Below are 23,509 nucleotides of genomic sequence, written 5' to 3' on the forward strand. Positions count from 1 at the left end.
TGGGGTCTACCGGACGGGTCGGGCGGGCTGGGTGACGCTCAGGCGCGCGCGGCTGCCTTCGGCACGCAGGTCGTCGCTGTGGGCGTGCACGAGGAGTTCCTGCCGGCTGCCGTCCAACGTGACGGTGTAGGTGACGTCGTGGCCCTTGAACTCGCGGGCCTGGATGGTCACCTCGGGCGCGGCGGGGTCGTCGGTGAAGCGCAGGTGTTCGGGGCGGACGCTGACGAGGACCGGGCCGCTGCGGGCCTCCTGCAGGGGGATGATGCCCAGCGCGGTGCGGGCCATGAGGCGGTCGGCGGTACCTGAGAGCAGGTTGCTGCGGCCCAGGAAGTTCGCGACGAACGCGGTGCGGGGCTGCGTGTACACGTCGTGCGGGGTGCCGATCTGCTCGGCCTGTCCGGCGCGCATCAGGACGATGCGGTCGCTGAATGCCAGTGCCTCTTCCTGGTCGTGCGTGACGAGGATGGCGGTGGTTCCGGCGGCGCGCAGGATGCTGCGGATCTCCTGGCGGGTGGCGTGCCTGAGTTGCGCGTCGAGGTTGCTGAACGGTTCGTCCAGCAGGAGCAGGTCGGGGCGCGGCGCGAGTGCGCGGGCCAGCGCGACGCGCTGCTGCTGTCCGCCGCTGAGTTCGTGCGGGCGGCGGCTCTCGAAGACGGTCAGGCCGACCAGCGCCAGGGTCTCGCGGGCGCGCGGGAGGCGCTGGGCGCGCGGCAGGTGCGAGAGGCCGAACAGGACGTTCCCCAGGACGCTCAGGTGCGGGAACAGGGCGTAGTCCTGGAAGACGAGGCCCACGCCGCGCCGTTCAGGGGGTGCGAAGGGGGTGGTGACGTTGCGCCCCCCGATGAGGACGTCGCCGCTGTCAGGCTGTTCGAGGCCCGCGATGAGGCGCAGGGTGGTGGTCTTGCCGCAGCCGGAGGGGCCCAGCAGCGTCAGGAGTTCCCCGGCGCTGACGCTGAGGTTCAGGTCGTTCACGACCGGCGGGTGGCCGGGGGCGTAGCGTTTGCTGAGGTGGTCGAGCTGGAGGATCGGGGTCATGCCTGTTCCTTGGGGGGGCGGGGTGGTCTGGGGGCGGGCCGGCGTTCGCGGCGCAGGATCAGCAGGGTCAGGACCGCGCCGCTCAGGGCCAGGGCCAGGGCGTAGGGGGCGGCGGCGGCGTACTGCGCTTCCTCGGTGTACGCCCAGACGTTGCGGGCCAGCGTCTCGAAGCCGATGGGGGCGAGCAGCAGCGTCAGCGGGAGTTCCTTCAGGACGCTCAGGAACACGAACGCGGCGCTGACGAGCAGCCCGGGGCGGATCAGCGGGAGCGTGACGCGGGCCAGCGCGCCCCGGCTGGTCTGCCCGAGGAGCCGCGCGGCTTCCTCCAGGCGGGGCGTGGCGGTGTTCAGGCTGGTGCGGATCGGGCCGACGGCCTCGGCGACGAAGTGCAGGGTGTACGCGAGGATCAGCAGGGGGAACGTCTGGTACAGCGGCGGGGCGACTTTCAGGCTGAAGAACACCAGCGCCAGTGCGAACGCCAGCGGGGGCGTGGCGTACCCGAGGTACGCGGCGCGTTCCGTGAAGCGCGCCAGCCTCCCCTGCGCGCGGCTGCCGATGTACGCCAGCGGGAACGCCAGCGCGGTGGTGGTCACGGCGGCGATGGCGGCGGCGCCCAGCGCGCTCTTCAGGGCGTCCCACAGGCTGGCCCACGCGAAGGGGTTCGTTTCCAGGCGCAGCCAGTACGCGATGGTGCCCAGCGGGACGATCAGCGCCGCGCCGGTCAGGGCCGCCACGAACGCCCAGGCCAGCGGCCGGGCGCGGCCCAGGCGGGTGGTGCGGACCTCGCGCGCCCCGCCGGGACTGACCCGCGCGAGGTGCAGGCCGCGCATCAGTCGCGCCTCCAGGAGCAGGGCCGCGCCGGTCACGAGCAGCAGGCCCAGCGCCAGCCACGCGGAGTACACCCGGTCGTACGCGGCAGTGTACTGCTGGTAGATCGCGGCGCTGAAGGTGGGGTAGCGCATCAGGCTGACCACGCTGAAGTCCCCCAGGACGTGCAGGGCGATCAGCAGCGCGCCGGACAGCCACGCGGGGCGCAGGTACGGGAGGGTCACCTCGCGGAACGTCTGCGCCGGCGTGCGGCCCAGCAGGCGCGCGGCGTCCTCCAGGGCGGGGTCCTGGGCGCGCAGCGCGGCGTGCAGGTTCAGGAACAGGTACGGGAACGTGAACAGCGTCAGGATGCCCAGCGCGCCCGTAAAGCCGCTGGGGCCGGGCCAGTTGAGGCCGGTCAGCGCCTCGATGGTGCCGCCGGGGCCGCTGGCGGCGATCATGGCGTACGCGCCCACGTAGCCGGGAATCGCCAGGGGCAGCACGCCGGCGAGCATCAGCGCGCGGCGGGGGCGCAGGTCGGTGCGCGCCGCGAGGTACGCGAGCGGCAGCGCGACCAGCGTGGTCGTGACCAGCGTGCTGACCGTCAGGAGGAGGGTGTTGGTGAGCAGTTCCAGGTTGCGGGTGCGGAACACGATCTCGCGCAGTTCGGTTCCCTCGGCGCCCAGCGCGCGGATCAGCAGGTACACCAGGGGCAGCAGGACGCCCGCCACGGTCAGCAGGGCGGGCAGCAGCAGGGCGAGGGGGGGGCGTCGTCGGGTCATGGGTGGGGTGTGCCCACGCGGGCAGCACCGTCACGATAGCAGAGCGGATTACTCGGGTTTTAGGTCGGGTGTCCCCGGAGCATGAAAAGGCCGCCACCCCTGCCAAGCGGGGCGGCGGCCTTCTGGGGAGGGGGCTTACAGCAGTCCGGCGTCACGCAGGAGCTTCTGCGCCTTCTCGATGTTCTTCGGCATGACGGTGGGATCCACCTTGGGGCTGCGCTTGATCACGTCCGCGTAGGGCAGCATGGTCGTGGGCTGCAGGATGTTGCCGATCACGGGGTACTCGAAGTTCACGCTCAGGAAGAACGTCTGCGCGTCCTTGGCGACCAGGGCGCTCAGGAAACGCGCGGCGCTGGCCTGGTTCTTGCTGGTCTTCAGGATGCCCGCGCCCGTGGCGTTGCCCAGGTTGCCGATGTCGCCGTTCTTGAAGAAGTACGTGTCGATCGGGTAGCTCAGGCGGTTCACGCGCTGGATGTAGTAGTGGTTGGTCAGCGCGACGTCGATCTCACCGGCGCGCATCGCCTCGAGCATGCCGACGTTGCTGGTCTTGTAGTCCTTGGGCTGCAGGGCCTTCATGCCCTCGATCCAGGCGCGGGTCTTCTGCTCGCCCTGCTGCGCGATCATGACGCCCAGGAAGTCCTGGAAGCTGGGGTAGCTGACCGTCCAGCCGATGCGGCCCTTCAGGCTGGTCATCTTGGGGAGGTCCATGATCGAGTCGGGCAGCTGATCCGGCTTGATCTTGCCCGTGTTGTAGGCCAGGGTGCGGAAGCGGACGGTGGTGGGCAGCCAGGTGCGGCTGTCGGGCAGGTAGTCGTCACTGACGTTGCGGGTCAGGGCCGCGCCCAGTTTCGTGAACTTGCCTTCCTCGGCCAGTTCGCCCAGTGCGCCCACCGAGTTGCCCCAGTAGACGTCGGCGGGGCTGCGGCTGCCTTCCTCGCGGATGGCGGCGACGAGCTGCGCGTCGGTGCCGTAGCGGACGTTGACCTTGATGCCGGTCTGTCGTTCGAACTGCTGCACGACCGGGTCCACGAAGGTCTTGGCGCGGCCGGAGTACACGGTCAGGGTCTTGGTTTGCGCGAGGCTGGTGCCGGTGAGCAGCAGGGCGGTGACGGCGAGCAGGGTGCGTTTCATCCCCTTAATCCTAAGTAAACCGCTTGGATTAATGATGAGACGAATGTCCTGACCCACCCGCCCCACAGCCCCCGCACCTGCATGAAGCGGGCCGCACCCCGCGCAGCGCAGGCACCGGGACCACGCCCGGAACGCCTCTGCTGCGCAAGGTGCGGGGCTCGACCGGTCGGCTGCGAGCCGCCTATGCCCCCCGGGGTCAGGGGACCGTCACCTCGAAACACACCTGCCGGGTCTGCCCGGCCGTCAGGGTCGCCAGCGTCACCGTGACCGTCCGGCCACTCACGCTCCCGGCGTCCGTGTCGGCCGCGTCGGTCAGGGCGACCCCGTCCAGCGTCAGGCTGCCCGGCTCGTACCCGGCCGCCCCCGTCAGCGTGTCACTGACCGTCAGGTCCGTCACGCCGTCCGGCGCGGGATTCGTGACGTTCAGGCAGTAGCGCAGCCGGTCGCCCGGACGCGCCAGCGCCGCCGTGCCCACCACGCCCGGCGCGCCCGTGAGGTTCTCCACCGTCTTCGTGATCGCCGCAGGCGGACTGACCGTCGTCGTGTCCGTCACGGCGGCGCTGTCCGTCACCGCGCTGCCCGCCCAGGCCAGCTGCGCCGTCACGGTGGCCGCCTCGGCCGTGCCGGAGGCGGCGTTCACGGGGACGCTCACCTCGACCTCCAGCGCGCAGCTTCGCAGGGTGCCGTCCGCCGCGCGCGGCCAGCTGTCCCCGACCGTCACGGTCGTCACGGGCGTGCGCTCGGCAGCCCCCACCACACCGTCACAGTCGCTGTCCAGGTAGAACGCCCGCCCGAACGCGCCGGTCTTCGTGAAGCTCAGCGTGCCCACCGACCCCGGATTCAGGGTGTGCAGGTACCGCAGCGTGCCCGGCGCGATGCTGCGCCCGGACCGGTCCGGACTCAGTGCCGGGCGGCCCGTGACGCCCAGCGTCACCACGCGCGCCGCGCCCGCCGGGACCGGCAGGGTCGCGGGCCGCACCCCGCTGCCCAGCGCGTCGGTCGCCAGGGTCGCCGCGCCATCCACCCGGACGCCCGTGACGGTCTCGGCACCCATGAAGTCCAGCGTGACGCCCGTCCAGCCTCCGGGCACGAACAGCGTGAACGACCCGTCCGCGGCGGTGGTCGCGCTGCGCGAGCCGCCGCTGCCGGTCACGGTCACGCTGCGGCCCACCACGCGCGGCTCGGACGGCTGCGCCGCCGCGTCGTGCGCCGCGCCGCCCCCGAACCCGTCGTCGCGGAACAGCGTGCCGTCCACGCGGTCACCCTCGAACAGCCCGAAGGTGGGATCCGTGACGCTGGCTGTCCCCGCCGCCACCGTCAGGGTCACGCTGCCCCCCACCGGATTCACGAACACCCACCCGGCCGGCGCCTGCGCCGCCACGCCCGCCGCGCCGCCCGCGACGATCAGGGTGTGCGTGCCCTCCGGAACGCCCAGCTGGGCCGTGCCCGCCCCCGCCGGGACCGGCACCGACTGCCGCGCACTGGCGCCCGACACGAGATTCACCCGCGTGCCCGGCCCGTCCCAGGTCTCGGCCGCGCCGGGCATGCCGTCCGGTTCCGCGTCGCGGTAGATGCGCGCGGTCACGCGGCACCCGTTCGAGACGCTGTTCACGGTGAACACCGCCTCGCCGATGCCGATGCCCAGCAGGCGCAGCACCTGATCCACGCTGGCCTGCATCACCGCCACCAGCGTCGGTTGCAGCACCGTGCCCACCGTCGTCTCCACCGGGGCCAGCAGGACGTCCAGCACCGCCTGGAGGGGCGCGGGCGTCAGGCGCACGTCGAGGTTCGTGACGAGCGTCCCCACCAGCGTGGGAATCGCGGCGCTGGAACTGCCCACCGTCACCGCCTGCGGGTACGGCGGCGCCGCGCTCACGCTGCTCAGCGGGTACGTGCCGTCCGCCAGACTGCGGGCCTCGACATCCAGGTTCACGGTCCCCAGCACCAGCCCCAGATTGGCGGTGACCTCGCCGATCTTCGCGTACGCGGGCAGCGTCATGGCCGCCGTGCGCCCCCGGTCGAAGAACACGGCGTCACTGATCTGCCCCAGGCCCAGCCGCGCCAGGCCCGGCGTGGCCTTCAGGGTCAGCGCCTGCGACACGGCGTTCACGAGGTCCAGCGAGCCGGTGGCCCGCGCGACCTCCAGGTACAGATTCAGGTTCGTCAGGGCGATGGTGGCACCTGGCAGGCCCAGCACGTTCACGGTCAGGCCGTTCAGGTTCACGTTCAGCTTCACGCGCACCGCCGCCGTGTGGAACGTGCTGCCCTGCTCGCCGCATACGTACACCGGCGGTTCGACCACCTGCACGAACAGCTGCACGGTCGGCGTGGCGGTGCCCACCCCCAGGCCCAGCCCCGCGAGGTTCACGCTGAACCCGCTGAGCGTCACCGGGGTGCTGCCGGTCGTGACCGCGTTGCGCTGGTTGAACAGCTGCGCGCCGCCCGTCACGAGATTCAGCGCGTTGATCCGCGCGTCCGCGAACGCCCCGCTGGGGAAGTTCAGTTTCAGCAGGTCCCCCAGCGCGACCGTGCCGCTCAAGCCCGCCACCTGCGCCTTCAGGGCCCGCAGCGCCCCCGCCCCGACCGTGTTCCCGTCCGCCTCGGCGGCCACCGCCGCGGCCTCCAGGACGCCCGCGACGCTCACGCCGGTCGTCAGGGCCTCATCCACCGTCGCCACGCCCGCCTGCACCCGCAGCGCGTCCAGGAACAGCCCCAGACGCAGGTCCGTGGCGGCCACCGCGTTCCAGTCCAGCACGCTCAGGGTGACGTTCCCGCCCAGCAGCCCCCCGATCAGCGGATTGAGAATCGCGCTCTGCGAGGAATTCACGCTCACCAGACGAGGCCCGGCACTCACGCACGCCACGGCCGCGCACGACCCGGCCCGCGCCGCGCCCAGCAGCGCCCCCAGCAGCGCCGCCAGCAGCAGCAGGGCCCGCCACCACCTCTGCCTTCCGTTCAGGAGTCCGTCCATACCCCGCATCATCGCCCTCCGAACAGGTCCGCGCGCACGAAGAAGCCGCCGCCCGCCCCGGGCGTCAGGCCCGCCAGATCCGCCCCCGCCACGTTCAGGGTGTAACCCCCCACCACGCGCAGGTTCTCGTTGACCCGCACGCGCACGTCCGCGCCCAGCGTCGCCGCGTACTGCTCCCGGCCCGGCTGGCCGATCAGGAACCCGCTGACGCCCACGCTGAACCGCCCGTCCAGCGGCACCGTGACGCTCAGGCCCAGCTGACCCGTCAGGTCCTCGCGGCGCCGCGTGGGCAGCTGGTACGCCACCGACGGCTGCAGCGTGAGGCCCAGGCGGCCCCTGGCGGGCGGCACGTCGACGTTCAGCGCGACCTCGCCCTCCAGGGTCGGGTCGGCCCCCAGGCTGCTGAATCGGTGGTACTGCAGCAGCGCCACGCGGTCCGAACGCCACGCGTGACTGACGTTCACCTGCCCGCCCAGCTCGGGCAGCACCTGAAGGCTGCCGTCCACGCTGAGCACGTGCGACTTCACGGTGCCGCTCAGGCCGCCCCGCACCGTCACGCGCGCGCCGCCCTCGCCGCGCGTGCCGTCCACGCCCAGCGTGCCGCTCAGGCCCGCGCGGCGGTAGTTCACGGTGAACCCCGCCCCGGCCGTGTTCACGCCACGCTCCAGGTCCCGCAGCAGCGACGCGCTGAGCGTGGCGCTCAGGTTCGGGCTGAACACCAGCGGCGTGTTCACCCCGAACCGCGCGCGGCTGCTCTGGCCACTCACACCGGGCAGCTGGTACGTGACGTTCAGGTTGCTGCTCCCCAGCTTCTGACTGACGCCCACCTCGCCGCTGAGCGCGCCGTCCGGCCCGCCGCGCTGCACGCGCGCCGTCACGGCCGTCGTGGCACTCAACGCGTACGACACGCCCAGTCGCGTCAGCGGATCGTCCCCGCCCAGCAGCGGCTGCGCGTGCGTCAGGTCCGCCGACACGTTCCCCCGCGTCACCGACACGCCCAGCAGCGCGTTCAGCGCCGTTCCCTGCGCGCCCCAGCGGACCTCCGGCCCGGCCGACAGGGTCACGCCCTGCGCGGGCCGCCACTCGCCCTGCGCGGCCGTCCACAGCGTCCCGCCCTGCACCCGGCCCGACAGCTTCACGCCGAACGGACCGGGCCGGTACGCGAGTTCCGCCGCGCCCGCCAGCGTCACCCGCAGGTCCCCGCTGCCCCCCACGCTCAGCGCGCCGCTCAGCGGCCCCCGCTGCACGCTGCCCGCCACGCTCAGGCGACCCTCCGGGCTGTCCGGACCGCGCGTGAACGCCACGCCGAACTCCGTGCCGGGCCGCACGTACCGCGCCTGCACCCCGAACGCCGGCTGCGTCCCCAGCACCGCCACCGACCCGCCCAGCGTCCACCCGCCGCGCTGCACGCTGGCGCCCACCCCGGCCCCCAGCCGCACGCCGGCCTCGCCCACCGGGGCGTACGTGACCACCAGCGTCTGCCGCTCGAAGTTCGGACCGAACAGCGATGGGGTGCGCGCGAGCGTCAGGTCGCCCGTCACCGGGTCCAGCGTGTAGTCCCGGCCCGCCGTGAGCACCTGATCGGCCGCGCCGCGCAGCACCACCCGTTCCGTTCCCGCCAGCGGCTGGGCGCGCAGCGTGAAGCGGCGCCCACCGTCCGGCTCGAAGGTGTCCGTGACCGTCCCGCCCGGCAGGCGCGCCGCCACCGCGAACAGGCTCACGCCCCGCTCCCGCGTCGTGACGCGCAGCGCACTCGCGGTCGGCAGGCCACTCAGGCCCGGCAGGTTCAGCGGCCCGGCGTAGTACCCGGCGCTCAGTTCCTGCCGCTCGAACCGGAACGCGAAGCCCAGGTCGCTGCTCAGCGCGCTGCGGGCCTCGGTGCCGCTGCCGGTCAGCGCGTAGCGGCGCTCGGCGGTCGCCACGCTGTCCACGCCGGGCAGCTGCCCGGTGTCCGCCGCGACCTGCAGCTGCCCCTGCCACGCGGGAACCTCCGCGTACCCGCGCGCGCTCAGCTGCGCGCGCAGGCCGCCGCGCGCCGAGTACGTCAGTCCGGCGCTCGCCTGGTACGACGCGCTCGAGAGCTGCGGGACCGGCACGAACAACGCCGCGCGGGCCCGCAGCTGCCCCAGCAGCGCCTCGGCCTCCAGGGTCTGCGCGCTGGACACCGCCTCGAGCCGCACGCGCGCCACCCCGCCGCGCAGGTTCACCTGATAGCCGGGCGCGCCGGGATCCGCGTCGGGATCCAGCGGTTCCAGGCTGGTGCTCAGCGTCACCAGCCCCTCGCCGGACGGGCGGCCCTGCGCGTCCAGACTGCGGACCAGCAGCGCCACCGGGCGGCTGCCGTCCGCGACCGTGCCGCCCTCCAGGCTCAGGTCCAGTTGCGTGGCGGCGCCCGGCACGAACACCTGCACGCGGTCACTCAGCGCGCCGTAACTGACCTCGATCACGTTCACGCCCACCTGCATGGGCAGCCCCACGTACACGCGCCGCTCGCGGTCGAAGGCGCGGCCCGCCTCGCCGATCCGCTCGTCCGGGACCTCCTCGCCGTTCACGGTCAGGCGCACCGGCACCCCGGCCGGACCTTCCAGCGTCACGTCGCTGCGGCCCCCGTCGGGCAGCACCGTGCCGTCACGCGGGAAGCGGATCAGCCCGTCGCGTTCACTGACCTGCAGCGGCGCGGCGCGCGCGGCGTCCTCGCTGCGCAGCTGCCCGGCCAGCGGCAGGTCCCGCTCCCCGACCCGCGCGGTCAGGTCCAGCGGCTGAGGCGCGTCCAGCGCGTCACTGTGCAGCACGTCGTACACCAGCGCGCCCTGGCGGACGCCCTCCGGCAGCGTCCAGTGCAGGCGCCCGTCGTCCCCCACACGCGGGTCGGGCAGCGCCACGCGGCGCGCGCCCAGCAGCGCGGCGCTGCCCGGCACGAACCGCGCGCCCTCGGGCGGGAGGTGCGCCGCCAGGACGCTCCCGGTCGTCAGGCCCCGGATGTCGAACGGCAGCCGCAGCGTGCTGCGCCGCTGCGCCTGCGTGACGGCCGCGAAGGTCACCCCGCCCGGCTGCGGCGCGCCCGCCACCACCCCCGCGATCAGGGGCGTGACCGTCACGCTGGCCGTCCCGGCCTCCAGGCTCTGCACGCTGACGTTCGTGACAGCCGCCGCGTGGGGCTCCAGGTCCAGTTCGGCGGCAGGGCCGCTGTCGGCGGGCGCCTGGGCGTCCACCTGCAGGCGCACCGTGACGGGCCGCCCGGTCGGGTTGCGCACCAGCAGCGGCAGCAGCCCGTCCGATCCGGCCACGGCGACGTCCGGGTCCACCCCGACCTGCACGGTCAGCAGCTGCCGCGTGACCGTCCGGGCGTCCCGCAGCGCCGCGAGCGGCCCGCCGCCCTCCACGCTGACCAGCGCCCGGTCGGCCGGACCGAAGGGCACGCGGGCCGTCCAGCTCAGCTCCGAGGTGCCCTCGGGGACCGTGACGCTGTCCCCGGACGGGCCGTCCAAGGTCAGCCACGCCGGCGCCTGCACGCGCAGCGGCCCGCTGACCGGGGCGCCGCCGCGGTTGTCCAGGTGCAGCGTGACGGTCACCGTCTCGCCCGGCAGCGGATCGGCCGGCGTGACGCTCAGGGTGCCCAGCAGCGGCGCGTCCGGCGCGGTCAGCGGCACGCGCGTGGCCACGCCGCCCACCGTGACGGTCAGCTGCGCGCCCGGCCCGGTCGCCTCGCCCGCCACGTCCAGCCGGACCTCCTGCCCGGCCGCCACGCTCAGGGTCGCGCCGCCCAGCGGCTGCCCGCCGCGCAGCACCCGCGCGTCCCGCACGCCCTGCGCCTGCACCTGCACGGGAAACACGCCGTCCTCGCCGCCCACGTTCCGCACGGTCAGGCGGCGCACGCCGGTGCCGGCTGCCGCGGCGGTGTCCTCGGCCTCGCCCGGCGCTTCCGGGTCGTCCAGGTCCACCTGCGCGCGGGCGGGCACGCGGACCAGCAGGGTCGCGTCGGCGCGGGCGCTCAGGCCGCGGATGTTCACGCTCAGGCCCAGGTCCTCGGCGGCGCCCACCAGCAGCGGGACCTCCAGCGTCACGGTCTGCCCCGGCGCGAGCGTCCGCGTGAGGTTCACGCGGCGCAGCAGCAGCAGCCCCGGACTCAGGGACAGGTCCGGCGTGAGGGTCAGCGGCGCGCCGTACGCGCTGCTCAGCGTGACGCGGGCCGTGACGGTCTCGCCGGGCGCGGCCGTGGCGGGCAGCTGCGCGCGGACCGTCACGTCCGGCTGCACGCGCAGCGTCACGTCCGCGCCGCGCTCGGTGACCGTGAACGACGGCGTGAGCAGCGTCGCGCCGCCCGCGACGGTCACGCGGAACTCGCCGGGCGGCAGGTCCAGCACCGCGCCGCCCTCGGGCAGCGTGACGGTCTGTTCACCCCGCGCGCCCAGCAGGGTCACGGTGGCGGGCACGGCCGGGGCGTCCTCGCCGCTCAGGGCGGCGCGCAGCGCCACTGGCGCCGCCTGCGCCGAACCCAGCAGCGCGCCCAGCAGCAGCGCCCCCAGCAGGGGCCGCGTGCGCAGTGATGTGGTCATGGTTCTCTCCAGAGCACGTCCGGATCGTTCGGTCCGGCCGGCGTGAGGGTCAGGTACGAGAAGGTGACGGGGCCCGACAGCAGCGTCACGCGGAAGCTGCGCGGCGCGTCGTCCGGCCCGGCGCGGTCGGTGACGGTCACGTCCGCGACCGGCCGGGCGCTGCTGAGTTCCAGCGTGATCAGGTTCGCCCCGCCGGGCTGCGCGGTCACGCGGCGCGTGACGACCACCGGGCCGCTGCGCACGGTCGTGTCGCGCGGCGCGTCTGGCGTCCCTGCCGGGGTGGGCTGCGCGTCCGGCAGGCGCAGCGCGAAGTCCACGCGGGTCAGCGCGAAGACGTCCACCAGGCGCGCGCCCAGCCCCGGCACCGGCTCAAAGGGCGCGGTGGCGGGGTCCAGGCGCAGCAGCCACGGGCCGGGCGTCAGGTCACGCAGCGCGTAGCGGCCCTGCTCGTCGGTCAGGATCTGGCGGCCGTTGGCGAGCAGCACGCGTGCTCCGGCCAGCGGGCTGTCGTCCGGGTCGCGGCGGCCGTTGCCGTTCGCGTCGAGGAACACCTCGCCGATCACGGTGGCGCGCCGGTCGAACACGCCGGGCGCCACGATCAGGGCCGCGCGGGCCTCCGGAGCGACCAGGGTCTGCCCGGCGTAGGGGGCGCGGGCCGTGGCGGGCACCTGCAGGTTGCGTTCCGTGCCGGGGTCCGGCAGGGCCTGCGGGGTGACCAGCGCGTCGTACGTGACGCTCAGGGTCGCGCCGGGCTCCAGCGGGCCGGGCGTGAAGGTCACGCGGCCGTCCGCGCCGCTCGTGGCGGGCACGGGCCGGTCGCCGCTGCGGGCGCTGCCCGGCACGAAGCTCAGCCCGGCGGGCAGCGTGACCGTCAGTTCGGGCGTGATGGCCCGCGCGGCCGGGTTCGGCAGGCGCAGCGTGAACGGCACCGTGCGGCCCACCTCGCTGCGGGCGGGCGTGACGGTGTGGGTCAGCAGCAGGTTCACCTGCGGGGAGAGCCGCACGCGCGTGACGTTCAGCGGGTCGCTGCTCGCGCCGCACTGCGCGGCGAGGTTCACGTCCAGTTCCCCCTGCGCGCCCTGCGGGGCGAGCAGCGCCACGTTCACGCGGCGGGTCTCGCCCGGCGCGAGGGTCACGCTGTCCAGCGGCTCGCCGCCCGGCGTCTGCACCTGGGCGCGCGCGCCGTCCGGGGCGCCGCTCAGGGTGACGGTCAGCCGGACCGGGCCCGGCACGTCGCCCGCCTGCGTCAGCTGGTACGGGATGAGCAGGCTGCCGGGCGTGGCGAGGTCCAGGGTCCGGGCGGGCTGCGCGGCGCTGCCGTCCGGCGTGACGCGCGGATCGCAGGGCGCCACGCGCGTCAGGTCGACGGTGTTCGAGTTCACGCGCACGCCCCGCGCGGACAGGGAGGCGGTGTTCGGGATGCTGAGGGCCGCCGCGCCGCTCAGCAACGCGCTCAGGGTCAGGGGCAGCAGGCTCGGTCGGGGCATGAGGGAACTCCCGGTAAGGGCCCGGCGCTCAGTTGATCCGGACGACGAACGTGACGGTGAACCCGGCGCCCGGCGCGAGGGTGTCCAGGTCGTCGATCACGCTGTCGCCGTTGGTGTCCAGGCCCGCCAGGAAGTCGTTGCTGCCAGACAGCGCGGTGGGCGCCGTGGCGGTCCAGGTGGCGCCGCCGTCGGTGCTGAACAGGACGCTGGCCCCGCCGGTCAGTTTCACGAAGGTGGTGCTCGTGGGGCGCGTGTCGCTCAGCAGCGCGCCGTACAGGGTGCTGGTGCCGCTGTTCACGACCTGCAGGGTGTACTGCACGATGTCGCCGGGGCTGACCTTCCCGTCCGTGATGGCGCTGGTGGCCGCGCAGGTGGCGTCCGCGCACAGCAGCGCGCTCTTGTTCACGGTGCCCACGACGCTCTGCACGCCGGTGGTGTCCTGCACGCTGAGCGTCACGGCGGGCTGCGGGGCGTCCTGCATGGTCAGCGTGACCGGCACCGTCCTCGTCTGGCTGTCCGTGGCGCCGCTGGCCAGCGCGGGCGCCGTGACCCGCACGTACACCGGGGTGGACGCCCCGGCCGCCAGCGTGCCGCCCAGCGTGCTCGTGAAGGGCCCGGCGGCACTGGTCGAGAAGGCGTACGCGAACCCGCCCGTGGTGGGCAGCGGCCCGGCGGCGTAGTCGGCCGCGCCGTTCCCGGTGTTCGTCAGGGTGTGCGCGTGCGTGACCGTCCCGCCCGCGATGGTGCTGAGCGAACTGTCCGCCGTGAACGTGCCGCTCGCGACGGCGTTCACGCGCAGCGTGTCCGTGACGCTGCTCGTGCGGGTCGCGTCCAGGGTGCTGGTTGCGGTGAACACCGCTGGGCTGGTGCCGGTGGCGCTGCCCGCCGCGACCGGCACGGCCGCGATCAGGTTGACGCTCTGGCCGGGCGTCAGGGCGGCGGTGGTCGTGACCGTCGGCTCGCCCGGGTCAATCACGCCGTCGCCGTCCAGGTCCAGGTAGAACACGGTGCCCGCCGGGCCGCTCAGGGTGAAGGCCTCGTCCACGGGTCCGCCGTTCAGGAGTTCCAGGCGGAACAGGGCGTTTTCGCCCGGGTTGCCGCCCACCGTGACGTTCGTGCTGGTGGGCGCCGTGGCGTCGCTGCCGTCCCCGTTGCCCAGCTGCGGCAGTCCGGCGGCGGTGACGGCCGTGACGGTGCTGGTGGTCGTGTCGGCGCTGCCGCCTGCGGGGGTGGCGGTGACGGTCAGGGCGACATTCGTGCTGCCGGCGGCGCTGAAGGGCACCGTGCACGACACCGCGAAGGCGTAGTCGGTCAGCGCGGCGACCGTGACGGGGTTGGTCAGGGTGCCCAGCGTGTCGGACCCGTCGATGGTGTTCACGGTGCAGGTCCAGCCGCTCGGGGCGCCGCTGACGGCCAGCGTGAAGTCGTTGCTGGCGTTGCCGGTGTTGCGTAGCGTCTGCCGGAAGGTCACGCGGGTGCCCGCGACGATGTCCGTCTGGGTCGCCTGCGTGTCGCCGCTACGGTTGATGGTCACGCCGCCCAGCGTGTACGTGCCGGTCGCGCCGGCCTGCGGGAAGGCGCTGGGGCCGACCGCCCCGCCGGTCACGGTGGCGACCGTGGTGCTCACCGCGACGGGTGTGGTGGTCTCGGGCAGTTCGTTCGTGGCGGCGTCGCCGTTCCCGTCGAACCGCGCGGCCGCGCTGCCGCCCACGGTGCTGCCCGCCAGGGCGGTGGCGGGCACCTGCGCGGTGTACACCAGCTGCACGGTGTTCCCGGCCAGCAGGAAGCTGCCGCTGCCCTCGACCAGGATGGCCACGGCGTTCACGCCGCTGCCGGGGTTCGTGGCGGTCCAGGTGCTGCCCGCGTCGGTGGAGTACAGCGCGGTCGCCGCGCCGTTCGTGGCGCTGACGCTGCTCAGGGCCGTGAAGTTCAGGTTGCTCAGCGTGTCGGTGATCAGCACGCCGCTGCGGGGGGCGCCGTCCACGGTGACGACGTTGTTGACCGCGCCGACCGGGTTGCCGCTGGCGACGGTGCCGGTCACGGTGTACGTCAGGGTCGCGCCGGGCACGGCGGTCCCGCCGGGCGAGACGGTGTTCGTGACCCCCAGCAGGCCGTCGGCGGAGACGGTCAGCTGCGCGTAGTTGTTGGTGTCGGTGACGCTGGTGTCCCCGGTGGATGTGGCGACCAGCGCGAAGACGCCGGTGTTCCCGACCTGCGGGCCGCTGGGGACGGTGGCCCTGACCATCAGGTTCACGCTGGCGTCCGCCGCGAGGCTAATGGGCGAGGTGACCTCGTCGGTGAAGTTCCCGTCGCCGTCCAGGTCGCGGTACACCGTCAGGCCAGGGTTGAAGTCGTCCGCGCCGGACTGCGTGAAGCTCAGCGTGAAGCTGTCCGGGCCGTTGCCGCCGTTGGTCAGGGTGTACGGGTACTGGCGGGTGCCGCCCACGTAGGTGCTCAGCTGCCGCCCGGCGGGAATGCTGCCCTCGGCGGCGTCGGGCGTGACGGTCGTCACGTACACCTGACGGACGGTGACGGTCACGATGTTGGAACTGGCGGTCCGGTTCTGGTTCAGCGCGTCCTTGTAGGTCAGGGTCGCGGTGTTCGTGATGGAGGTGCCCTGCGTGGTCCCGGCGGCCATGGCGGCGCTGAGCAGGCTGAGGGCGGCAGTCAGAAGGGCGGTCGTTCCTTTCATGGTGATCCTCCGGATGGAGTGTGAGGGCTGAGGGCTCGGGTGGGGCAGGCGGCCTGCCGGAGCTGTCAGGGGTCTGCCAGTGGTGCGTTGAAGGTACGGGAGGGCCCCTGACAGGCCCCCCACCTGCCGTCCGCTCTGGGTTTCATGAAGGGGGCGGGCCGGGCGGGGGACGCCGCTGCGGGCGCCGCGGGCGGGGACGGCTCCAGGCGCGGCCAGAGGGCGGTCTGCGCGCGGGTGGCGTGGTCGCCTGCCCGGGCGGGCCGGGTCGTGGCCGGTCTGTCAGACTCTGACAGCGACGCGCGGCGCACCTTCATGAATTGATCACCCGGTCATCTGCGGTGGCGGGCGCCCGGTCTGTCCGTTACGCTCTGTGCCCGGCTGCGTCCCCGACCGCCGGTCAGATCGGCCGTGCACTGCGGTCCCCCGTGCCCTGACGCCGTCCTGGGCGGGCCAGACGGGATGAAGCGACCTGAACACGAGCCGGTGTCCCCTCGCCCCCCGCGCGACCCGCAGAGCTGCGCCGCAGTGGAGCGAAGCGAAAGAAAGGCGAGGAGGCCACCGGGCGACTCCGGCGGACGTGGCATCACGTGAAGCCCGAAGGCACCCCCCGCAGCACCCCTGGCCGGGTGGGAACGCGCGGAGGCCACGGCGGAGTGCCGCGCGCTACCCTGGGACTGGACCGCCCATGCGCCCCTTCCCGCTGCCCACCCTGTTCGTGCCGCTGCTGCTGCTGGCCGCCGCGCACAGCGTGTCGTTGATCTACAGTCACCGCGCCGGGGAACTCCTGACCGTCTCGGACCGGCTGTACCTGTTCGTTCCGGCCCTGGCCGCGCTGGCCAGCTGGCAGGCGGTCCGCGGCGCGCGCGACCGGCGGCTGGCGGTGTGGGCCGCCGTCTGCCTGACCTTCCTGGCGGGCGCCGAGATCATCCTGGTCGCCGCGTACGACCTGCGGGACCTGCGCGCCCCCGATTACGGCGTCGGGGACGCGCTGTACCACGCGTACTACCTGGGGCTGGTGGCGCTGCTGCTGGGCGCCGCCCGCACCGGACCGCGCCCGGCACCCCGCGAGCGGCGCCTGACCCCGCCCGAATGGGTGCTCGACAGCCTGATCACCGGCGTGGTCGTCGCGGAACTCTCCTGGGTGCTGGGCCTCGTGCCGCTGCTGGCCGACCCGCGCACCACGCTGCTGTTCAAGTCCGTGAACGTGTCTTACGTCATGCTGGACGTGATCCTCCTGACCCTGGTGCTGCTGCGGCTGCGGGTGGACCGCGCGCCCACCTGGCCGCTCGTGGCGGGCCTGCTGGCCTACGTCGCCGCGGACCTGCTGTACCTCATCGACGGCCCCGTGCGCATTCCCGTCGGCCTGACCGACCTGCTGTGGACCTGGGGCACGACCGGGCAGGCGGTGGGGTTCGCGCTGCTCGCCCGGCGGTCCGCCCCCGCCGCGCCCACCCCGGCGGCCGTGACGCTGATCGTGCGGACCCTGCCGTACCTCGCGGTCCTCACCGCCTGCCTGATCCTGATCTTCAACGGCCTGAGCCTCGACCTGCGCGGACGCGGCGTCGTCTGGTTCACCGTGACCGTCTTCGCGCTCGTGATGGTCCGGCAGGCCTACACGCTGGTGGACACGAACCGACTCAACCGCCTGCTGACCGAACAGGCCGGTCAACTGCAACGCAGCCGCGACGAGATGGAATACCGCGCGCTGCACGACAGCCTCACCGGACTACTCAACCGCGACGGCTTCCGCCGGCTCATGCAGGCCCAGACCGGCCCGCGCACCCTGCTGATGCTGGACCTCGACGGGTTCAAACCCGTGAACGACACCCACGGGCACGCCGCCGGTGACCGCGTGCTGCGCGACGTGGCCCACCGCATCCACGACGTCAGCGAGACCAGCTTCGACGCGGCCCGCCTGGGCGGGGACGAGTTCGCGCTGCTCAGCCGCGCGCCCCTGGACGCCCCGCAGGTCCGGCAGATCGCCACGCGCCTGATCGAGCGGCTCTCCGACCCCTTCGACGTGCGCGGCGGGCACATGCACCTGAGCGTCTCGGTCGGCGCCGCGCAGGGCGAACCCGGCGTGTCCCCCGACGCGCTGCTGGGCCGCGCCGACGCCGCCCTGTACCGCGCCAAACGCAGCGGCGGCGGCCGTCTCCACGAGGCCGAGGCCCTCCCCGACGGACTGCTGCCCGACCCGTCCGGCGCCTGAGCCGCCCCTCGGCCGCGCCGCCACGCCGGGAGACCGTGTTAGCCTCCGGAACGTGACCCCAGCCCCCGACCGCTCCCCGGCCGCGCCCGGCAGGCCCCCGGCGTGATCAGCGCCGTCACGCTCGCCGTGATCGGCGTGGGCCTGCTCGCCGGAGTGCTCGGCGCGATCCTCGGCCTGGGCGGCGGCGTCGTCGTCGTCCCCGCACTGGAATTCATCCTGCCGCACCTCGGGCGGGACATCACCATCGCGCAGGCGGTCGCCATCAGCCAGATCGGCGTGCTCGCCGTGGGCCTCAGCGGCGCCGCCAGCTACCTGCAACAGGGTCTCGTCCGCGCCCGCACCGGGTACCTCCTGGCGCCGTACACCATCGTCGGCGGGGCCGCCGGATCGTTCCTGGGCCTGATCCTCCCGGCCCGCGCGGTCGCCACCGTGTTCGCCGCGCTGCTGCTGTACTCCGCGTACAACCTCCTGCGCGGCCTGAAACGCGTGGAGGCCGAACGCGAACCCTCCCGGCTGGTCCTGCCCGCCATGACCTTCGCGGGCGTCATGAGCGGCCTGCTGGGCATCGGCGGCGGCACCGTCCAGGTCCCGGTCCTGAACCTCCTGGCCGGGGTGCCCATCCGGCAGGCCATCGCCACGAGCACCTTCATCATGGGCCTGACCGCCGTCGGCAACGCCCTGGTGTACCAGGCAGGCGGCCTGCTCGACCTGCGCCTGGCCGCCGGGGTGGCGCTGGGCGTCCTGATCGGCGCGCGCGCCGGAGCCAGCCTCCAGAGCCGCATTCCCGCCGCGCAACTGAAACTGCTGTTCAGCCTGCTGCTCATCTTCACCGCCACGCAACTGCTGTGGAAGTACTGGGGGCAGGCGTGAGCGCCCCGGACCGGAAGACGGACACCGAACTGGCCGGGCTGCCCGCGTGGCTGTACCCGGCGGGCTTCTGGGTGGGCGTGGCCCTGCTGGCGGGCGGGGTGCTGCTGCCGGACTACGCGTGGGTGGGTGTGGTGTGGGTGGCGGCCGTGCCGGTCCTGGCGGCGCTGTGGGTGGCCGCAGCGGGCTGGCGCACGGACCGCCGCCTGAGCGGCGCGGCGCTGCTGGCCCTGGCGGGACTGGCGCTGGTGTTCATGGTCAAGGGGTTCATCCGGTAGGTGGTTCACCTGCGTCCCGTAACGCCCCGGTAATGCGGGGCGCGCACCCTGCGATCAGGAGGACACGACATGACACACATCCTGGTCACGACGGACGGCAGTGAACTCGGTCACCGCGCCCTGCCGCACGCGCGGGCGCTGGCGGACGTCCTGCACGCACAGTTGACGGTCCTGAGCGTCGTGCTGGACGACACCATGCTGGTGGGGGAGTTCGCGTACATCCCGCCCGTGAGCGGGCCGGACGAGCAGGCGCGCGTGCAGGCGACCGAGGCGGACCTCGCCGAGCGGCTGCCGGGCGCGGCGGTCCGGGCCGAACTGGCGCGCGGGCGGCACACCACGCGCGTCATCCTGGACGTCGCCGCGGAACTGGAACCGGATCTGATCGTCATGGGCACGCACGGGCGCAGCGGGCTGGGCCGGGCGCTGCTGGGCAGCGTGGCGGAGGGAGTGGCGCATCACGCGCCCGCGCCGGTCCTGCTGGTGCGCGAGGGGCAGCCCGTGACCGCCTGGGCCGCGCCGGGGGCGCTGGGTGTCCCGGGCGGACGGCCGAGCGGCCCGGTCGCCTGAACGCTCTGGGGGTGGCCCGCGTTCCGGGGGGACGCGGGTCACCGTCTGTTGCGCGGCGGGCGGGTAGACTGGCGCGTTATGGCGGCGGTCAGGAAACCAGAAGTGATGAGCCCGGTGGGCGGTGAGGCGCAACTGCGCGCCGCAGTGGAGGCCGGCGCGGACGCCGTGTTCTTCGGCGTGAATCCCGCGCGTGGCGAGGGCCGCGCGGACGGGGCGGGCTTCCACGCCCGCGCGAAGGTGGGCTTCGATCTGGAGGCCCTGCCGGACATCATGGGCGGCCTGCACGCGCGCGGCGTGCTGGGCTTCGTGACGTTCAACGTGCTGGTGTTCGACCGGGAACTGCGGCAGGCCGAGCGGCAGCTGATGGCCCTGGCGGAGGCCGGGGTGGACGCGCTGATCGTGCAGGATCACGGCGTGGCGCGCCTGGCGCACGAGATCTGCCCGGATCTGCCCATTCACGGCAGCACGCAGATGAGCATCACGTCCGCCGAGGGCGCCGAGCTGGCGCGGCGCTTCGGGGCGAGCCGCGTGGTGCTGGGCCGCGAACTGAGCCTGCGGGACATCGAGCGAATCAAGAACGCGACCGACATCGAACTGGAGACGTTCGTGCACGGCGCGCTGTGCGTCAGTTACTCCGGGCAGTGTTTCTCCAGTGAGGCCTGGGGTGGGCGCAGCGCGAACCGCGGGCAGTGCGCGCAGGCGTGCCGCCTCCCGTACGAGCTGTTCGTGGACGGCGAGCACCGCGACCTGGGCGACGCCCGCTACCTGCTGTCGCCCGGGGACCTGTACGCGCTGCATCAGGTGCCGGAACTGGTGCGGATCGGCGTGGACTGCCTGAAGATCGAGGGCCGCTACAAGGACGCCGAGTTCGTCGCCCTGACGACCGCCGCGTACCGCAAGGCCGTGGACGAGGCCTGGGCGGGCCTCCCGCTGAGCGTCACCGCGCAGGAGGAACGCGACCTGGAACAGGTGTACTCGCGCGGGCTGGGGCCGCACTTCATGGCGGGCACCAACCACCAGACCGTCGTGCGCGGCCGCGCGCCGAGGCACCGTGGCGTGCGCGTCGGCACCGTGCGCGGCGTGACCGAACGTGGCGTGCTGGTCGAACTGAGCGAGCCCCTGAAACCCGGCGACGGACTGGTGTTCGACCCCGCGAACTGGCGCACCCCGGAAGGGCGCGAGGAGGGCGGCTTCCTGTACGGCCTGTGGCAGGACGGCCGCCAGCTGGACGACGCGGCGCTGGACGGCGTGCGCGCGGGTGGCCTGTACGAGCTGCGCTTCGGGCGCGGCGCGGTGGACGGCCGCCGCGTGCGCGAGGGGGACCCGGTGTGGCGCACCCAGGACCCCACCCTGGCCGCCCGCGTGAAACCGCTGGTGGAGGCCGCCGACCCGCTGCACACCCGCCCGGTGGACGCGCACTTCGTCGGGCACGTGGGCCAGCCGCCCGCGCTGACCCTGACCGACGGGCAGGGCCGCAGCGTGACCGTCACACTGCCCGAACCGCTCTCCGGGGCACGCAACCGCGCGCTGGACGAGGCGGGCCTGCGCGAGCAGCTGGGGAAACTGGGCGGCACGCCGTACCACCTCGGGACCCTCAGCACCGATCTTCAGGGGGCGGGCTTCCTGCCGGTCAGCGCCCTGAACGCCCTGCGCCGCGAGGCCGCCGCCGCCCTGACCGACGCCCGCGCCGCCGCGCCCGAGCGGACGGTCACGCCGCGCCTGGACGACGCGCTGGCCGCCCTGACCCGCCCGCAGGCCCCCGCGCCCACCGCGACCCGCCTGCACGCGCTGGTCCGCACGCCCGAACAGCTGGACGCCGCGCTTGAGAGCCGGCCCGACTCGGTCACGCTGGACTACCTGGAACTGTACGGCCTGAAACCCAGCGTGGAACGCGTCCGGGCCGCCGGGATCCCCGTGCGGGTGGCCAGCCCCCGCATCCTGAAACCCACCGAGCAGAACCTCCAGAAGTTCCTCGAATCCCTGGGCGCGGGCATCCTGGTCCGCAGCGGCGGCCTGCTGGAAGGCCTGCAGGCCGCCGGGACGACGGCGGAACTCACGGGGGATTTCAGCCTGAACGCCGCGAACGTCCTGACCACCCGCGCGCTGCTGGACCTGGGGTTGAAACGCCTGACGCCCACCTTCGACCTGAACGCCCAGCAGATCACCGAACTGGCCTCCCTGGTGGGTGGCGCGGCGCTGGAACCCGTCGCGTACGGGCACCTGCCGGTCTTCCACACCGAGCATTGCGTGTTCTGCCGTTTCCTGAGCAGCGGCACCGATTACACGAACTGCGGGCACCCCTGCGAGTCGCACCGCGTCGCGCTGCGGGACGAGCGGGGCCGCGCGCACCCGGTCATGGCGGACGTCGGCTGCCGCAACACCGTGTTCGAGGGTCGCCCCCAGGTGGCCGCCGCGCACCTGCGCGACTGGCAGGCGGCAGGCATCCGCGACCTCCGGGTGGAATTCGTGCACGAGACGCCCGAGCAGGTCCGCGAGGTCATCGCCGCGCACCGCGCGTACCTGAACGGCGAACTGAACGCCGCGCAACTCCAGGCGGCGCTGGACGACCTGACCGAGCAGGGCACCACCGAGGGCAGCCTGTTTGTCCCGAACGACTTCGGGCTGCTGGACGCCCTGCCCATCCTGAGCTGATCGGCGTAAAACGGACGTACGGTCCCCCCCCGGATTGCCCCCTGCCGGGGGCGTTTTCCTGGGCTGGGTGTTTTCTCACGTACGCGGCGCGGGGCTGTGTACGCTGGGTCATGGCGACCCTGGCGCACCCGGTGAAGGTGGAACGGCATGACGTGCCGGGTCGGCAGCATCACACGAACACCGGGGTGCGCCCGGTGCACACGTACCACCGCACCCCGCACGGCCTGTACGTCGCGCGGACCTTCGCGGGCCACCCGCGCATCCGGCACTGGCAGGCGCACCTGCTTCCGGGGCTGAACCTCGTGGCGTGCCGGTACGACTTCCACGGGCGGCGCGAGCACGACTACTACCTGGACGTGGCGACCATCACGGACGCGGGGGACGTGTGGGAGGTCCGGGACCTGTACCTGGACCTGATCGTGCACGACGGGCTGATGGCCGAGATCGTGGACACCGACGAACTCGTGGCGTCCCGCGCCGAGGGGTTCATCGGGGAAGGCGAGGCGCTGCGGGCCGTGCAGGTCGCGCACGACACGCTGTCCGGACTGGCCCGCGCCCGCTACAGCCTGAACGACTGGCTGGCGACGCGCGGCGTGCGGCTGCACTGGCACGAGTGGAGCCTGCTCAGCCGCTGACCTGTGGCATCCCCGCACAGCCCTGTCCACTACCCTGGCGGGCATGACCGACACTGCCGCCGACCCGCAGGCCCGACTGGAGGCCGCCCTGCCCGCCGCCCTGGAACGCCTGCGGGCCACGCCGGGTGCGTACGCGGCGCTGTGGTGCGGGAGTGCCGCGCGGGGCGAGGGGAACGCTCACAGCGACCTGGACTTCCACGTGCTCGTGAGGGGGGACGACCGCTGGCGCGCGAACTACGTCGTGGACGGCGTGCCGGTCGAGGCGTTCCACAACCCCGTGCGCAAGGTCCGCGCGATGTTCGCCGCGGGGCAGGGCGACACGATCGCCATGTACGCCAAGGGCCGCCCCGTGTGGCCGCACCCGGACCTGGACGCCCTGATCGTCGAGGCCCGCGCCCTGCACGCCGCCGGGCCGGAAGCACGTCCCCTGGGTCAGCAGGCCCGTTTCCGGCTGGTCGAGGAGGTCATGGACGCCCGCGCCCTGGCCGCGGCGGGCGACCCGCTGCACGTGCTCGTGGCGTGCCGCGCCGCCGGACTGGCCGTGGAGGCGCTGTTCGGGGTGCGCGGCTGGTGGGGGGTCAAACCGCAGCGCTGGCTGGGCACGCTGGCCGGGCGTGATCCGAAGGCCGCCCACGACCTCCGGGTGGTGCTGACCGCGCCGGACGCCGGGGCGCGGCAGGCGGCGCTGGAGGCCCTGACCGTCCGCGTGACCGGCGACCTGACCTACCACGAGGGCGGCAGCGACCCGGTCGCGGTGCCCTGACCCCCGATCCCCTGACCGTCGCCGCCGGGCCGAACCTGAAGGGCGTTCAGGCGCCCCTCAGCCGTCCGTGGGGTGGC

General features: G+C 73.8%; 14 protein-coding genes. 7 read left to right on the forward strand and 7 right to left on the reverse strand.

All coding sequences use genetic code 11. The annotated features are described in order from the left end of the window. Window positions 1–6: 6 nt before the first annotated feature. The 7 genes from EXW95_RS15265 to EXW95_RS15295 all read right to left on the reverse strand — a co-directional run bounded on the left by EXW95_RS15265 (window position 7) and on the right by EXW95_RS15295 (window position 15,461). On the reverse strand, window positions 7–1,035 hold the full coding sequence (locus EXW95_RS15265) for an ABC transporter ATP-binding protein (RefSeq protein WP_174368155.1): 1,029 nt from the start codon (window positions 1,033–1,035) through the stop codon (window positions 7–9). After that, window positions 1,032–2,624 (reverse strand): iron ABC transporter permease, encoded by a 1,593-nt coding sequence (locus tag EXW95_RS15270; RefSeq protein WP_174368156.1) that lies wholly within the window; start codon window positions 2,622–2,624, stop codon window positions 1,032–1,034. Before EXW95_RS15270 ends, EXW95_RS15265 begins: the two co-directional genes overlap by 4 nt. A gap of 135 nt (window positions 2,625–2,759) precedes the next feature. Then, window positions 2,760–3,755, reverse strand: a complete 996-nt coding sequence (locus EXW95_RS15275; RefSeq protein WP_174368157.1) for an extracellular solute-binding protein — start codon at window positions 3,753–3,755, stop codon at window positions 2,760–2,762. A 196-nt stretch (window positions 3,756–3,951) separates the two neighbouring features. Then, window positions 3,952–6,726 carry a DUF11 domain-containing protein gene (locus EXW95_RS15280; RefSeq protein ID WP_174368158.1) on the reverse strand — a complete coding sequence of 925 codons (2,775 nt, stop codon included), beginning with the start codon at window positions 6,724–6,726 and terminating at the stop codon, window positions 3,952–3,954. An 8-nt stretch (window positions 6,727–6,734) separates the two neighbouring features. Then, window positions 6,735–11,282, reverse strand: a complete 4,548-nt coding sequence (locus EXW95_RS15285) for a hypothetical protein (RefSeq protein WP_174368159.1) — start codon at window positions 11,280–11,282, stop codon at window positions 6,735–6,737. Beyond that, on the reverse strand, window positions 11,279–12,769 hold the full coding sequence (locus tag EXW95_RS15290) for a DUF11 domain-containing protein (protein ID WP_174368160.1): 1,491 nt from the start codon (window positions 12,767–12,769) through the stop codon (window positions 11,279–11,281). The genes EXW95_RS15285 and EXW95_RS15290 overlap by 4 nt, the downstream gene beginning before the upstream one ends. A gap of 28 nt (window positions 12,770–12,797) precedes the next feature. Next, complete coding sequence (locus EXW95_RS15295; protein WP_174368161.1) at window positions 12,798–15,461, reverse strand: DUF11 domain-containing protein; 2,664 nt, start codon at window positions 15,459–15,461, stop codon at window positions 12,798–12,800. A 685-nt stretch (window positions 15,462–16,146) separates the two neighbouring features. Here EXW95_RS15295 and EXW95_RS15300 point away from each other — a divergent pair. The 7 genes from EXW95_RS15300 (at window position 16,147) to EXW95_RS20760 (ending at window position 23,432) form a co-directional block, all read left to right on the forward strand. Beyond that, window positions 16,147–17,670, forward strand: a complete 1,524-nt coding sequence (locus EXW95_RS15300) for a GGDEF domain-containing protein (RefSeq protein ID WP_174368162.1) — start codon at window positions 16,147–16,149, stop codon at window positions 17,668–17,670. A 102-nt stretch (window positions 17,671–17,772) separates the two neighbouring features. After that, a complete protein-coding gene (locus tag EXW95_RS15305; RefSeq protein WP_174368163.1) occupies window positions 17,773–18,540 on the forward strand; it encodes a sulfite exporter TauE/SafE family protein in 768 nt (255 codons plus the stop codon). Next, window positions 18,537–18,815: a hypothetical protein gene (locus EXW95_RS15310; RefSeq protein ID WP_174368164.1), complete on the forward strand. Its 279-nt coding sequence runs from the start codon at window positions 18,537–18,539 to the stop codon at window positions 18,813–18,815. Before EXW95_RS15305 ends, EXW95_RS15310 begins: the two co-directional genes overlap by 4 nt. Before the next feature lie 69 nt (window positions 18,816–18,884). Further along, on the forward strand, window positions 18,885–19,382 hold the full coding sequence (locus EXW95_RS15315) for a universal stress protein (protein ID WP_174368165.1): 498 nt from the start codon (window positions 18,885–18,887) through the stop codon (window positions 19,380–19,382). Window positions 19,383–19,487: 105 nt separating this feature from the next. Next, window positions 19,488–22,034 (forward strand): U32 family peptidase, encoded by a 2,547-nt coding sequence (locus EXW95_RS15320; RefSeq protein WP_174368166.1) that lies wholly within the window; start codon window positions 19,488–19,490, stop codon window positions 22,032–22,034. A 110-nt stretch (window positions 22,035–22,144) separates the two neighbouring features. Further along, a complete protein-coding gene (locus tag EXW95_RS15325; RefSeq protein ID WP_174368167.1) occupies window positions 22,145–22,669 on the forward strand; it encodes a DUF402 domain-containing protein in 525 nt (174 codons plus the stop codon). A gap of 43 nt (window positions 22,670–22,712) precedes the next feature. Beyond that, complete coding sequence (locus EXW95_RS20760) at window positions 22,713–23,432, forward strand: hypothetical protein (protein ID WP_254605651.1); 720 nt, start codon at window positions 22,713–22,715, stop codon at window positions 23,430–23,432. Window positions 23,433–23,509 lie beyond the last annotated feature (77 nt).

It is taken from the genome of Deinococcus sp. JMULE3 (genome assembly GCF_013337115.1).
In the GTDB taxonomy this organism is placed as follows: domain Bacteria; phylum Deinococcota; class Deinococci; order Deinococcales; family Deinococcaceae; genus Deinococcus.

Excerpts from the sequence above, each read along its gene's own strand:
- EXW95_RS15265 (WP_174368155.1), bottom strand. The coding sequence starts at position 1,035 with ATGACCCCGATCCTCCAGCTCGACCACCTCAGCAAACGCTACGCCCCC.
- EXW95_RS15270 (WP_174368156.1), bottom strand. The coding sequence starts at position 2,624 with ATGACCCGACGACGCCCCCCCCTCGCCCTGCTGCTGCCCGCCCTGCTG.
- EXW95_RS15275 (WP_174368157.1), bottom strand. The coding sequence starts at position 3,755 with ATGAAACGCACCCTGCTCGCCGTCACCGCCCTGCTGCTCACCGGCACC.
- EXW95_RS15280 (WP_174368158.1), bottom strand. The coding sequence starts at position 6,726 with ATGGACGGACTCCTGAACGGAAGGCAGAGGTGGTGGCGGGCCCTGCTG.
- EXW95_RS15285 (WP_174368159.1), bottom strand. The coding sequence starts at position 11,282 with ATGACCACATCACTGCGCACGCGGCCCCTGCTGGGGGCGCTGCTGCTG.
- EXW95_RS15290 (WP_174368160.1), bottom strand. The coding sequence starts at position 12,769 with ATGCCCCGACCGAGCCTGCTGCCCCTGACCCTGAGCGCGTTGCTGAGC.
- EXW95_RS15295 (WP_174368161.1), bottom strand. The coding sequence starts at position 15,461 with ATGAAAGGAACGACCGCCCTTCTGACTGCCGCCCTCAGCCTGCTCAGC.
- EXW95_RS15300 (WP_174368162.1), top strand. The coding sequence starts at position 16,147 with ATGCGCCCCTTCCCGCTGCCCACCCTGTTCGTGCCGCTGCTGCTGCTG.
- EXW95_RS15315 (WP_174368165.1), top strand. The coding sequence starts at position 18,885 with ATGACACACATCCTGGTCACGACGGACGGCAGTGAACTCGGTCACCGC.
- EXW95_RS15320 (WP_174368166.1), top strand. The coding sequence starts at position 19,488 with ATGAGCCCGGTGGGCGGTGAGGCGCAACTGCGCGCCGCAGTGGAGGCC.
- EXW95_RS15325 (WP_174368167.1), top strand. The coding sequence starts at position 22,145 with ATGGCGACCCTGGCGCACCCGGTGAAGGTGGAACGGCATGACGTGCCG.
- EXW95_RS20760 (WP_254605651.1), top strand. The coding sequence starts at position 22,713 with ATGACCGACACTGCCGCCGACCCGCAGGCCCGACTGGAGGCCGCCCTG.